Origin of the sequence: Rhodococcus sp. 14-2483-1-1 (assembly GCF_002259335.1) — a bacterium.
Taxonomy (GTDB): domain Bacteria; phylum Actinomycetota; class Actinomycetes; order Mycobacteriales; family Mycobacteriaceae; genus Rhodococcoides.
The window spans coordinates 258,464-271,641 of record NZ_NPFX01000002.1 but is presented as its reverse complement, the minus strand read 5'-3'; the positions used below and the strand labels follow the sequence as shown (position 1 = coordinate 271,641).

The window sequence follows — 13,178 nt, the reverse complement described above, 5'->3', positions numbered from 1 at the left end:
AGGAGGATTATCAATGTCCGTCTACGCCCGTCCAGGTACCGCCGATTCCGTCATGTCGTTCCAGTCGCGCTACGACAACTGGATCGGCGGCGAGTGGGTACCGCCGGTCAAGGGCCAGTACTTCGAGAACCCGACTCCCGTCACCGGTGAGAACTTCTGCGAGGTCGCCCGCTCCACGTCCGAAGACATCGAACTCGCACTCGACGCGGCACACGCCGCAGCACCAGCGTGGGGCAAGACGTCCGCCGCCGAGCGCGCAGTGATCCTCAACAAGATCGCCGACCGCATCGCCGAGAACCTCGAGTCCATCGCGCTGGCAGAATCCTGGGACAACGGCAAGCCGATCCGCGAAACCCTCAACGCCGATATTCCGTTGGCCATCGATCACTTCCGGTACTTCGCCGGCTGCATTCGCGCGCAGGAGGGCTCGCTGTCCGAAATCGACAGCGACACAGTGGCTTACCACTTTCACGAGCCGCTCGGCGTAGTCGGACAGATCATCCCGTGGAACTTCCCCATCCTCATGGCCGTGTGGAAGCTCGCGCCTGCACTCGCGGCGGGTAATGCCGTGGTGCTCAAGCCCGCCGAGCAGACCCCCGCGTCGATCCTGCACCTGATTTCGATCATCGGTGACCTGCTGCCCCCGGGCGTGATCAACATCGTCAACGGCTTCGGTGTCGAGGCAGGAAAGCCGCTGGCATCGAGCCCGCGTATTTCCAAGATCGCGTTCACCGGCGAGACCACCACCGGCCGCCTGATCATGCAGTACGCCTCGCAGAACCTGATTCCCGTGACACTGGAGCTCGGTGGCAAGAGCCCCAACGTCTTCTTCTCCGACGTGCTGCAGGCCAACGACGATTACCAGGACAAGGCCCTCGAGGGCTTCACGATGTTCGCCCTCAACCAGGGTGAAGTATGCACGTGCCCGTCGCGCTCGCTGATTCAGGCGGACATCTTCGACGAGTTCCTCGCCCTCGCTGCCATCCGCACCAAGGCTGTGCGACAGGGAGATCCGCTCGATACCGAGACCATGATCGGTGCCCAGGCATCGAACGACCAGCTCGAGAAGATTCTCTCGTACATCGAGATCGGCAAGGGCGAAGGCGCGCAGGTCGTCACCGGCGGCGAGCGCGCACAACTCGGCGGCGACCTCAACGGTGGCTACTACATGCAGCCCACCATCTTCACCGGCAAGAACAACATGCGCATCTTCCAGGAAGAGATCTTCGGACCGGTCGTCTCGGTCACGTCGTTCACCGACTACGACAACGCCATCGAGATCGCCAACGACACCCTGTACGGTCTCGGCGCAGGCGTCTGGTCTCGCGACGGCGGCATCGCCTACCGCGCCGGCCGCGATATTCAGGCCGGTCGCGTGTGGACCAACACGTACCACCAGTACCCGGCGCACGCCGCGTTCGGTGGCTACAAGCAGTCCGGTATCGGTCGCGAGAACCACAAGATGATGCTCGATCACTACCAGCAGACGAAGAACCTGTTGGTGAGTTACGCGCAGAAGGCACAGGGCTTCTTCTGATGCTGGACGCTCGGCCGCCTGCGCGGCTGAAGACCACCGTCGAGGCGATGGACTTGCTCCGTCGCCTCGGCGGTATCCACGGGGAACTGATGATGCATCAGTCCGGTGGATGTTGTGACGGATCGTCGCCGATGTGTTATCCCGCAGGCGAATTCATCGTCGGTGACCGCGACGTCCTGCTCGGGTTCATCGACCTGAGGCTCGGAGTGGGTGAGGTTGCGACGAGTCTGCCCGAGGGGGCCGACGGGGTCGCGGTCTGGATTTCGGGGTCGCAGTTCCAGGCATGGAAACACACCCAGCTGGTACTCGACGTTGTGCCCGGCCGCGGTGGTGGGTTCTCGCTCGAGTCCCCGGAAGGGGTTCGCTTCCTGAGCCGAGGCCGCGCGTACACCGCCGAGGAGAACGAGATGTTGGCCGAGCACCCGCCGCTCGTCGGCGTCGACTGGGAAGAGGGTCGACGGCCCGAGGTTCCCGACGAACCTCTGGTTGTCGCCGAGGCTGTCGACGCATGTCCCGTCCCGGGGATGCTCCAAGGCTGAGTGCGGCTGCGCCGCAGTGGCGCGGTTGAATGCCGCAGGTGGCACTCGACCGCACCACTGCGCGGAGCGCATACAGTGCGAACGATGAAGAGCTCATCGAAATCCGACGCGGCCGAGGGCGGCGAGAGCCTGCGCACGGTGGTGATCGCGTTCGTCGCCAATCTCGGCGTCGCGATCGCCAAGACGTTCGCAGCGGTGTTCACCGGATCGGCGTCGATGGTCGCCGAAGCCGCGCACTCGTGGGCCGACACCGGTAACGAGATCTTTCTGCTCGTCGCCAATCGTCGGGGTTCACGCGGGCCGGACGATCGTCGGCCGCTCGGCTACGGACGCGAGACCTACTTCTGGTCGACACTCGCAGCCATCGGGCTCTTCGTCGCCGGTGCCGCGGTATCGGTGTGGCACGGCATCACCTCGTTGCTTGCCGGCGAATCGAGCAGTGAGAACTACCTCGTCGCGTACGTGGTGCTCGCCATCGCATTTTTGCTCGAGGGAGTCTCGTTCCTGCAATCGGTTCGGCAGATTCGCGGTGAAGCAGCCGAATACGACAAGGACTTTCTCGATTACGCACTCGAGACCTCGGACCCGACGCTGCGCGCAGTGTTCGCAGAGGACAGTGCAGCGTTGATCGGCATCGTGATCGCCGGTGCCGGAATCGGATTGCACCAACTGACCGGTAACGCCGCCTTCGACGCCATCGGGTCCATTCTGGTGGGAGTACTTCTCGGAATCGTCGCGTTCGTACTGATCGATCGAAACCGCCGATTCCTCACCGGTGAACCGGGATCGAGAGCATTATGGAATGCGGTGGTGCAGCGAATCGAGCAACTCCCCGAGGTGGCGTCGGTCCGGTTCGTTCGCATCGAGTTCGTCGGTCCCAAACAGATCTACGTGGTGGCGAGTGTCGATCTCGTCGGTGATTTCGCAGAATCACGCATCGCGCACACGCTCCGGCGGCTGGAGCGTGAGTTGGAAACCAACAGAGCTGTGGTGGACGCGGTACTGACAGTCGCCGAACCGGACGAGGGCGACATCGGTGACATCAACGCGGTGGGGCACCAGGCGTAATTCGCCCGTCATTCATCGATGACGCGGCGCTTACATCACGGGCCTATCGTGAACCGATTCGCGCGCCACACGTGTTGTGAATCGTCCCCTCGGGCGTGAACCCGCTCCGAGCGCAACGGCTACGAGAGGCTTGCAATGTCCGTAGTAGACCCCCAGTCGTCTCATCCGAAAACCGGCTCGCACGAGAGCACACAGTCGCACGTCGAGGGCGGTGACTACCTGGCCAAGCGCACCCTGAAGAAGGGGACCGCGGGCTGGGTACTGCTGGCCGGCCTCGGAGTCAGCTACGTGATCTCCGGCGACTACTCGGGGTGGAACCTCGGTCTCGCCGAGGGCGGTTTCGGTGGCCTTCTGATCGCGGCGATCATCATCGCGGGTATGTACCTCGCCATGGTCCTCGGCATGGCAGAGATGTCGTCTGCCCTGCCCGCGGCAGGCGGCGGTTACACCTTCGCCCGCCGGGCCATGGGACCGTGGGGCGGATTCGCCACCGGTACAGCGATTCTCATCGAGTACGCGATCGCGCCTGCCGCGATCGCGACGTTCATCGGTGCCTACGTCGAATCGCTCGGACTGTTCGGGATCACCGACGGGTGGTGGGTCTACCTGGTGGTCTATGCGGTGTTCATCGGAATCCACCTCTCCGGCGCGGGCGAAGCCCTCAAGATCATGTTCGTCATCACCGGCATCGCCTTGGTCGGACTCGTCGTGTTCGCCATCGCAGCCATCGGTCAGTTCGACGCGAGCAACCTGACCGACATCGCGCCCACCGACGCTGCCGGGGCCTCGGGATTCCTGCCGTTCGGATACCTCGGCATCTGGGCGGCCGTGCCGTTCGCCATCTGGTTCTTCCTCGCCATCGAGGGCGTGCCGCTGGCCGCGGAAGAGGCCAAGGATCCGACCAAGAACGTCCCGCGCGGCATCATCGCCGCCATGGGTGTTCTGCTCGTCACCGGTGCTGTCGTCCTGTTTCTGGTGACCGGAGCAGGCGGGGCCGACGCCGTCAAGGAATCGGGAAACCCGTTGGTGGAAGCCCTCGGTGACGGAACGGCGAGCAAGATCGTCAACTACATCGGCCTGGCCGGATTGGTCGCGTCCTTCTTCTCGATCATGTACGCGTACTCGCGCCAGCTCTTTGCGCTCTCGCGCGCGGGATACCTGCCGAAGACACTGTCCATCACCAACTCTCGCAAGGCCCCGACTCTCGCACTGATCGTGCCCGGCGTCATCGGCTTCCTGCTCTCCCTGACCGGTCAGGGCGGAATGTTGCTCAACATGGCCGTCTTCGGTGCGGCACTGAGTTACGTTCTGATGATGGTCAGCCACATCGTGCTTCGCCGCAACGAGCCGAACATGGAACGGCCGTACCGAACCCCCGGGGGTGTCGTGACCACCGGATTCGCGTTGATCATCGCGGCACTCGCCGTTGTCGCCACCTTCGTCGTCGATTCCACTGCGGCACTGTGGTGTCTGGCCGTGTTCGTGGCGTTCATGGCGTACTTCGGCATCTACAGCAGGCATCACCTCGTCGCGAATTCGCCGGACGAGGAGTTCGCCGCACTGGCCGAGGCCGAGGCCGAACTGGAATGACGATCTACACCCAACAGGTCTCGGGTACCACCTACACGTTCGACGGTCTGGTGGACCTGATGGCCAAGGCGACCCCGCTGCGGTCGGGTGACGAGTTGGCCGGTTGCGCAGCCGAATCGGATGCCGAACGGGCTGCTGCGCAGTGGGCATTGTCGGAGGTTTCACTCGATGTCTTCCTGCACGATCTGCTCGTTCCGTACGAGAGCGACGAGGTCACTCGGCTCATCATCGATTCGCACGACCGCATCGCATTCGGGGCCGTCTCGCACCTGACCGTAGGAGGTCTGCGGGATTGGCTGCTGCAGGTGACCGCAGGGCCCGACCCAGCAGCGACACTGCGATCGGTCGCGGCAGGATTGACGCCCGAGATGGTCGCTGCCGTCAGCAAGATTATGCGAAACCAGGATCTGATCGCAGTGTCTCGGGCGGTGCAGGTGACGTCGGCGTTCCGGACGACGATCGGGCTACCCGGAACCCTCACCACGCGTTTGCAACCCAATCACCCGACGGACGATCCGCGTGGAATTGCGGCGGCCACGCTCGACGGTTTGCTGCTCGGATCGGGCGATGCGGTCATCGGGATCAATCCCGCAACCGACTCGCCTCAGGCCACAGCCGACCTGCTGCATCTGCTCGACGAGATTCGACAGCGCTTCGAGATTCCCACGCAATCGTGCGTGCTCTCGCACGTGACGACGACGATGGAACTGATCGACAAGGGAGTTCCCGTCGACCTGGTGTTTCAGTCCATCGCAGGCACCGAAGGAGCCAATTCGAGCTTCGGCGTGAACATTCCGCTTCTTCGGCAGGCTAACGAGGCCGGCCGATCGTTGCACCGCGGAACCGTCGGGAACAACGTCATGTATCTCGAAACCGGTCAGGGCTCGGCGTTGTCGGCGGGCGCGCACATCGGCACCGGTGACCGACCGGTCGATCAGCAGACCCTCGAGACACGTGCGTACGCGGTGGCCCGCGATCTGGAGCCGCTGCTGATCAATACCGTTGTCGGATTCATCGGGCCGGAGTACTTGTACGACGGCAAGCAGATCATCAGGGCCGGACTGGAAGATCACTTCTGCGGCAAGCTGCTGGGACTGCCGATGGGCGTCGACGTCTGCTACACCAACCACGCCGAGGCCGATCAGGACGACATGGACACGTTGCTCACGCTGCTGGGTGCGGCCGGAGTTGCATTCGTCATCGCGGTGCCGGGAGCCGACGACGTCATGCTCGGATACCAATCTCTGAGCTTTCACGACGTGCTCTACGTCCGACAGGTCCTCGGCCTGCGGCCCGCACCGGAGTTCGAGTCATGGCTCTCGCGCTTGGGCATGGTGGACGCGGACGGTCGAGTTCTGGACGTCGATGCTGCGGGATCACCACTTCGAGCGTTGATGAGTGCGCGATGACAGACCCATCGGGCGCAGTGCCCGCGGAACGGCAGGAAGTGGCAGGAGTGGAGCCTGCGGAACGACCGGAAGGCGAGTTCTGGGGCGAGCTGCGAGCGATGACTCAGGCCCGAATCGGGCTGGGGCGTATCGGTGATTCCTTGCCGACCACCCGGGTGCTGGAGTTTCGCTCGGCGCACGCTGCCGCCAGGGATGCGGTGCACATGCCGCTCGATGTCGAGGAGTTCGTGAGCCGGGTGGAGCAGGTGGGGCTCGGTGCGCCGGCCGTGGTGACGTCGTTGGCGACCAGTCGTGCGGAGTATCTACGACGGCCCGATCTCGGTCGGCAACCCGAGGATCTGTCGGCGGTGGTGAACTCCGAGGACGAGATCGGAATCGTGTTGGGTGACGGGTTGTCCCCCCGCGCACTCGCCGATCACGGTGTGCCGATGCTCGAGGCGTTGAAAGCCGAACTGGCCGATCGGTATTCGATAGCGGCTCCGGTGATCGCGACCGAGGCGCGGGTGGCGCTGGGCGATCACATCGCCGCGGCGATGGGAGTGCGGACGGTACTGGTGCTGATCGGGGAGCGCCCTGGGTTGTCGGTTGCGGACAGTCTCGGCATCTACCTGACGCATCTGCCGAAGCCGGGCTGCACCGATGCCGACCGCAACTGCATCTCCAATATCCATCCGCCCGAGGGACAGGGATACGCACAGTCGGCGCGAATAGTAGCGGGCCTCCTGGCCGGGGCAAGAAAGCTCGGACGGTCCGGAGTGGCGCTCAAGGACACCTCACGCGCCGATGTGCTCGAGGCGACCGAAGCCCTCACGCTGGAGTGACATCCCCCTATTCGGGGGTGGCTGCGCGTGACGGCGGTCACTACCGTGGGGGCATGGACAGTTATTCTTCCGGTGCGTCGGACACAGCAGTTCTGGACGACACGATCGGCGCGAATCTGGATCGCACTGCGGCGCGGTACTCGGATCGTGATGCATTGATCGATGTTGCCTCCGGGCGGCGGTGGACCTATTCGGAGTTCGTCGCCGACGTGGATCTGTTGGCGGCCGGATTACTGGTGGCCGGTGTCGCGGTGGGTGACCGAGTGGGGATGTGGGCACCCAACTGTCCCGAATGGGTTCTGGCGCAGTATGCGACAGCGAAGATCGGGGCGGTGCTGGTCAACATCAACCCTGCGTATCGGTCACACGAGTTGCAATTCGTACTGAAGCAAGCCGGGGTGTCGGTGTTGTTGTCGGCCGAGGACTTCAAGGGCTCGGACTATGCCGCGATGATCGAGAACGCGCGACCCGAGGTGCCGTCGCTGCGTGAGGTTCTGTTCATCGGCAGCATTCAATGGGAAGCGATGACCGATCGTGGGCACCGTGCCTTGGCGAAGACTCCGAACATGATCACCGACGTCTCCGAACAGCTCCGTGCCGATGACGCGATCAACATTCAATACACCTCGGGCACGACGGGTTTCCCGAAGGGCGCGACGCTGAGTCACCGGAACATCCTCAACAACGGCTTCTTCGTCGGCGAGCTCTGCCACTACACCGCCGAGGACCGAGTGTGTATTCCGGTGCCGTTCTATCACTGCTTCGGCATGGTGATGGGCAATCTCGCGTGTACCTCGCACGGCTCGGCGATGGTGATTCCCGGACTCTCCTTCGATCCGGTCGCGACACTGACCGCCGTGGAATCGGAGAGATGCACGTCGCTCTACGGCGTCCCGACGATGTTCATCGCCGAACTGGCGCTCGAGAACTTCGACGACTTCGATCTGAGCAGTCTGCGTACCGGAATCATGGCCGGATCACCGTGCCCCACCGAGGTGATGAAGCAGGTGATCGAGCGCATGGGGATGACGGAGGTGTCGATCTGCTACGGCATGACCGAGACGTCCCCGGTGTCGCTGCAGACTCGAAGTGACGACTCCATCGAACAGCGAGTGTCCACCGTCGGTCGTGTGGGTCCGCATCTCGAAGTGAAGATCGTCGACCCGATGGAGGGCAGCACCTTGCCGCGCGGGGAGGCGGGCGAGCTGTGCACGCGCGGCTACTCGGTGATGCTGGGCTACTGGGAGCAGCCGGAGAAGACCGCCGAAGCCATCGACGTCGAGGGGTGGATGCACACCGGCGACATCGGGGTGATGGACGAAGACGGCTACGTAGCCATCACCGGACGGATCAAGGACATGGTGATTCGCGGCGGTGAGAACATCTATCCCCGCGAAGTCGAGGAGTTTCTGTACACCCACCCCGACATCCTCGACGCACAGGTGATCGGTGTTCCCGATCAGAAGTACGGCGAGGAGCTCATGGTGTGGATCAGGATGAGAGACGATGCCGCGCCGCTGGATTCGGACACGCTGCGCGCGTTCTGCGATGGCCGGCTCGCGCACTACAAAATTCCGCGCTACGTGCACGTCGTCGACGAGTTTCCGATGACGGTCACCGGCAAGGTACGCAAGGTGGAAATGCGGGAACGGTCGCTCGGACTGATCTGACGACGATCACTCGGCTGACATACTCGCATGCATGGACAGTGCGCTGTGGACGCCGACGGGTTCCGATCTCGCCGAGGCTCGGGTGACCGAGTTCGCGCGGTTCGTCGAGCAACGTCACCCTCTGACGTTGCCTGACTATCAGGCGCTGTGGCGTTGGTCGACGACCGAGCTGGAACTCTTCTGGCGAGCAGTGTGGGATTTCTTCGAGATCCGCTCGGCCGCCGAGCCGACCATCGTGCTCGGTGAACGCGGAATGCCGGGCGCGCAGTGGTTTCCGGGAACCGAGCTGAACTACGTGGACCAGGTGATCAGGCATGCTCGCCCCGATCGCGCGGCCATCGTCCATGCTCGCGAGGACGGCTCCGTCCGGACCGTGACATGGGCGGAGATGATCGAGCAGGCGGGCGCGCTCGCGGGGACGCTCACAGACAAGGGGGTTCGGCGCGGCGATCGCGTCGTCGGCTATCTCCCGAATGTTCCGGAAGCAGTGATCGCTTTCTTGGCGACCGCGAGCCTGGGCGCTGTGTGGTCCGCCTGTGGGCAGGACTATTCGGCCTCGGCCGCGCGTGATCGTCTGGGACAACTCGAACCCACGGCACTGATCACCGCCGCCGGGTACACCTACGGAGGGAAGTTCCGAGACAAGGCCGCCGATGTCGATGCTCTCGTCGAAGGCCTTCCGACTCTGCGGGCAGTGGTGACGATCGGCGAACCGTCGGGAACGGCGCAGAGTTGGTCCGACGCCACCGCCGACAGCCGAAACCTGGTACCGGTGGCCGTCCCGTTCGATCACCCACTGTGGGTCGTGTTCTCGTCGGGCACCACAGGTCTACCCAAGGGGATCGTGCACGGTCACGGCGGTGTGGTGCTCGAGCACCTCAAATCTGTTGCCCTGCACTCCGATCTGGGTCCCGAGGATGTGTTCTTCTGGTACACCAGCCCGAGCTGGATGATGTGGAACTTCCAGATAGCCGGCCTGCTGACCGGTGCCACCATCGTCTGTGCGGACGGTAATCCGTCGTTCCCCACGCCGGATGCGCTGTGGGACATCGCAGCCAGGCTGGGTGTGACGTACCTCGGTACCAGCCCCGGCTATGTGCTCTCGTGTATCAAGGCCGACACGCATCCCGGTACCGATCACGACCTGTCGGCTCTGCGAGCGGTCGGTATCACCGGGTCCGCGATGCCTGCATCCTCATCGATCTGGTTGTCGGAGAACATCGGTGCGCAGATACCGGTCTTCTCCATCTCGGGCGGTACCGACGTCGTGTCGGCGTTCGCCGGGGGAGTGCGAACCGCCCCGGTATGGGCCGGAGAGCTCTCCGTGCCGTTCCTCGGCGTTGCGCTCGACGCCTTCGACGAGGACGGCAACTCGGTGCGGGGGTCGGTCGGTGAATTGGTCGTCACCGAGCCGATGCCGTCGATGCCGCTGTACTTCTGGAACGACGCCGACGGAACTCGCTACCGCGACGCTTATTTCGACACCTACCCGAGAATCTGGCGTCACGGCGATTGGATCACCATCACCGATCACGGCAGTGTTCTCGTGCACGGTCGATCCGATTCGACCCTGAACCGCAATGGCATTCGAATGGGGAGCGCCGACATCTATCAGGCCGTGGAGTCACTGGACCAGATCACCGAGGCACTCGTTCTGGGCGTCGAGCTGGCAGACGGTGGTTACTGGATGCCCTTGTTCGTGGTCGTTCCGGACGGTCTCACCGACGAACTGCGCGGACACATCGAATCGATCATCAGAACGCAGGCGTCGCCGCGGCACGTTCCCGACGACGTCATCGCGGTGCCGGCAATCCCGCACACGCGAACCGGGAAGAAGCTGGAGGTGCCACTCAAGCGACTCTTCCAAGGTGCCACGGCGACAAGCACTCTCGAATCCAGCGCCGTCGACGATCCGGCTGCGTTGGCGTGGTTCGTCGACCGGGCGGCCGAATATCAGCGAGTCCAGCGGGCGAGATAGGCCTTCTCTTCCGGCGCGATGCGGCGCAAGGTCTCGGCACCGACGTCGACCATCGCCATCCGGGTGGTCGCCACCACCGCCGGTGGCGAATCCGATGCCGCGCCTGCTGCCCGCACCTCGTACCCGATGGTGAAGTCGACGGCTCGCACCTTCTCGAACCACAGTGTGACGTCGAGGGGACCGTCCGAGTGCCGGAGCGGCTTCTTGTATGCGATGGCCACATTGGCGATCAACGCACTCTTGATCAAGGTCTCGTTCGCCTCGCCCTCACTGAGCAGCCATTCGATACGCGCCTCTTCGAGCAAGGTGACCATCCGGGCGTGATTGATGTGCGCAAATGCGTCCATGTCCGACCAGCGCACTGTGACGGTCGCGTGATATCCGACGGGTCCGGTCGGCTCTGTCTGCATCGCACCAGGCTCTGTTTTCATTGCTAGAGGATGGCATGCGCGCCTACGATGACGACGCTCTAGAGTCCCAGGGGTGATTATCGCCAACGTCGCACTGGATGGTTCCGGCGTGCTCTTCGACATCGAACTCGTCGGCTCGGTCATCGCGTCGATCGTCCCTGCCGGCAGTCCACGCGGTACCGGCGTCGAGGTGCTCGACGGGGGAGGTGGGGTTGCCCTGCCCGGGTTCGTGGACAGTCACGTACACCTGACTCAATGGGCGGCGGCGCGTCGGCGTATCGATGTCGGGCCTGCCACGTCGGCGGCCGATGCCGTCGCGCTGGTGTACCCCTATGCGCGGACTGCAGGCGATTCGGTGGTGCGCGCCAACGGCTTCCGGGACGCGCAGTGGCCCGAGGAGCCGCACAAGGATCTGCTCGAGAGTGCACTGCCCGGTGCCCGCGTGGCCATGACGAGCATGGACCTGCACACGCTGTGGCTGAGCCCGGCGTTACTCGCAGATCTGGGAATCGATCACCCCACCGGGGTGCTGCGCGATGTCGACGGCCTCGAAGCGGTCATGGCACTCGAGGAACAGGAAGACCCGGCGGAACTCGATCGGGCCGTACTCGACGCCACCGCAGCGCTGGCGGTCCGCGGAGTCACCGGCGTCGTCGATTTCGAGTTCGCGGACAACAGGACGGTCTGGGATCGACGCCTGTCGGCCGGTTCTCCCGCAGTACGCGTCGACACGACGGTATGGCCGCAGTGGCTCGACGAAGCGATCGAACGCGGCGAGCGGACCGGCGACGTCTCGGCGCTCTCGGAACTGATCAGGCGCGGACCGCTCAAGGTGATGCTCGACGGTTCGCTCAACACCAGAACGGCGTGCTGCCACGACCGGTACCCGGGCATCGACGGGGACGACGCCTACGGTCTGTTGCTCGAGACTCGGGAGAGTCTGTTCGAGCTCGTCTCGCGGGCCTCACGCAGTGGCATCGTGCCGGCGATCCATGCGATCGGCGACCGCGCCAACAGCATCGCACTCGATGCTTTCGAGCGGGCCGGCTGCGGTGGTCGAATCGAACATGCTCAGCAGATCCTGCCGGAGGACATCGGACGTTTCGCCGCACTGGGTGTCGCGGCATCGGTGCAGCCGCAGCACGCCATGTCCGATCGCGACATCGCGGAGGATCTGTGGTCCGGGCGTCGCTCGGTCGCCTACGGCTACGGAACGCTCCACCGCAGCGGGGCGAGACTGCTCTTCGGCTCCGATGCCCCGGTCAGTCCACCCGAACCGCTGGCCGGAGTCGCCGCCGCGGTGTTCCGAACCGACGACGACCGACCCCCGTGGCACGTCGAGGAAGCAGTGCCCCTCGACGCCGCGCTGCAGGCCGCGTGTGGCGGTCGCCGGGCCCTCCGAGTCGGGGACGCGGCGGACATCGTCGTGCTCGTCGAGCATCCCGAGCACCGCACGGTGCACGATCTCCCAGAAACTGAGATCAGGGCCACGATCTGTGCAGGCGCGCTCACCCACGCGGCTGCTGTGTAGGCGCATCCGGCCTGGCGCGCGGCTCGTACCAGGAAGGACACACAGCGCGCGCGGGGTGATCGATGTTGTCGGTGTGGCCGCGTAGCGTAACTGCGATGACGTCGATCACCGATCCGCGTGTGCGCGAGTTTCTGTCTTCGGGAACCCGCACCGGCAAGCTCGGGTACCTCGCCTCCGACGGGAGGCCCCTGGTGGCACCCATCTGGTTCCTCGTCGAGGGCGACCAGATCGTGTTCAACACGGGAGCAGACACGGCCAAGGGCAAGTCGATTCGCCGTGACCCCCGCGTGGTCCTGACCGTCGATCTCGAGCAGCCGCCGTACGGTTTCGTCCAGGTGCAGGGCATCGCATCCGTCGACGAGGACCCGGCGGAGCTGGTTCGCACCGCAACCGAGATCGGGGCCCGGTACATGGGCCGCGAGCGCGCCGAGGAGTTCGGCACCAGGAACGGTGTTCCGGGCGAATTGATCGTTCGGGTGACGCCGAACAAGGTGATCGCCGCTTTCGACATGACGGCATGACGACCGACGATCTCTCCGCGGTCGGCACTGTAGATTGACCGGGTGCCGAATCGAGTCGGAGTGTGTCGGGTGAGCCCGAAACGGGTACCGACTTGTAACGGTCC

The 13,178-nt window shown here is 64.3% G+C and carries 11 protein-coding genes; 10 read left to right on the top strand and 1 reads right to left on the bottom strand.

All coding sequences use genetic code 11. From position 1 onward, the window contains the following. Window positions 1–13: 13 nt before the first annotated feature. The 8 genes from CH294_RS01145 to CH294_RS01110 all read left to right on the top strand — a co-directional run bounded on the left by CH294_RS01145 (window position 14) and on the right by CH294_RS01110 (window position 10,612). Window positions 14–1,537: an aldehyde dehydrogenase family protein gene (locus CH294_RS01145; RefSeq protein WP_032376614.1), complete on the top strand. Its 1,524-nt coding sequence runs from the start codon at window positions 14–16 to the stop codon at window positions 1,535–1,537. Next, window positions 1,537–2,076, top strand: a complete 540-nt coding sequence (locus CH294_RS01140) for a DUF779 domain-containing protein (protein ID WP_052057939.1) — start codon at window positions 1,537–1,539, stop codon at window positions 2,074–2,076. The genes CH294_RS01145 and CH294_RS01140 overlap by 1 nt, the downstream gene beginning before the upstream one ends. A gap of 84 nt (window positions 2,077–2,160) precedes the next feature. Further along, window positions 2,161–3,144, top strand: coding sequence for a cation transporter (locus tag CH294_RS01135; protein WP_032404652.1), 984 nt, complete (start codon window positions 2,161–2,163; stop codon window positions 3,142–3,144). Window positions 3,145–3,279: 135 nt separating this feature from the next. Continuing rightward, entirely contained in the window at window positions 3,280–4,734 is a 1,455-nt protein-coding gene (gene eat / locus CH294_RS01130) for an ethanolamine permease (protein WP_032376616.1), read from the top strand. Continuing rightward, window positions 4,731–6,143 carry an ethanolamine ammonia-lyase subunit EutB gene (locus CH294_RS01125; protein ID WP_094736749.1) on the top strand — a complete coding sequence of 471 codons (1,413 nt, stop codon included), beginning with the start codon at window positions 4,731–4,733 and terminating at the stop codon, window positions 6,141–6,143. Before eat ends, CH294_RS01125 begins: the two co-directional genes overlap by 4 nt. Next, complete coding sequence (gene eutC, locus CH294_RS01120) at window positions 6,140–6,964, top strand: ethanolamine ammonia-lyase subunit EutC (RefSeq protein ID WP_080737352.1); 825 nt, start codon at window positions 6,140–6,142, stop codon at window positions 6,962–6,964. The genes CH294_RS01125 and eutC overlap by 4 nt, the downstream gene beginning before the upstream one ends. A gap of 53 nt (window positions 6,965–7,017) precedes the next feature. Further along, entirely contained in the window at window positions 7,018–8,634 is a 1,617-nt protein-coding gene (locus CH294_RS01115; RefSeq protein ID WP_094736748.1) for an AMP-binding protein, read from the top strand. 31 nt (window positions 8,635–8,665) lie between these two features. Beyond that, complete coding sequence (locus CH294_RS01110) at window positions 8,666–10,612, top strand: acetoacetate--CoA ligase (RefSeq protein ID WP_094736747.1); 1,947 nt, start codon at window positions 8,666–8,668, stop codon at window positions 10,610–10,612. On the opposite strand, the gene CH294_RS01105 is transcribed toward CH294_RS01110, so the two are convergent. Continuing rightward, complete coding sequence (locus tag CH294_RS01105) at window positions 10,588–11,022, bottom strand: thioesterase family protein (RefSeq protein ID WP_094736814.1); 435 nt, start codon at window positions 11,020–11,022, stop codon at window positions 10,588–10,590. The two genes, CH294_RS01110 and CH294_RS01105, sit on opposite strands and share 25 nt — an antisense overlap. Window positions 11,023–11,095: 73 nt before the next feature. On the opposite strand from CH294_RS01105, the gene CH294_RS01100 reads away from it, so the two are divergent. Beyond that, complete coding sequence (locus CH294_RS01100) at window positions 11,096–12,553, top strand: amidohydrolase family protein (RefSeq protein WP_094705510.1); 1,458 nt, start codon at window positions 11,096–11,098, stop codon at window positions 12,551–12,553. 95 nt (window positions 12,554–12,648) lie between these two features. Then, complete coding sequence (locus tag CH294_RS01095; protein ID WP_032376623.1) at window positions 12,649–13,074, top strand: PPOX class F420-dependent oxidoreductase; 426 nt, start codon at window positions 12,649–12,651, stop codon at window positions 13,072–13,074. The last annotated feature ends 104 nt before the right edge of the window (window positions 13,075–13,178 follow it).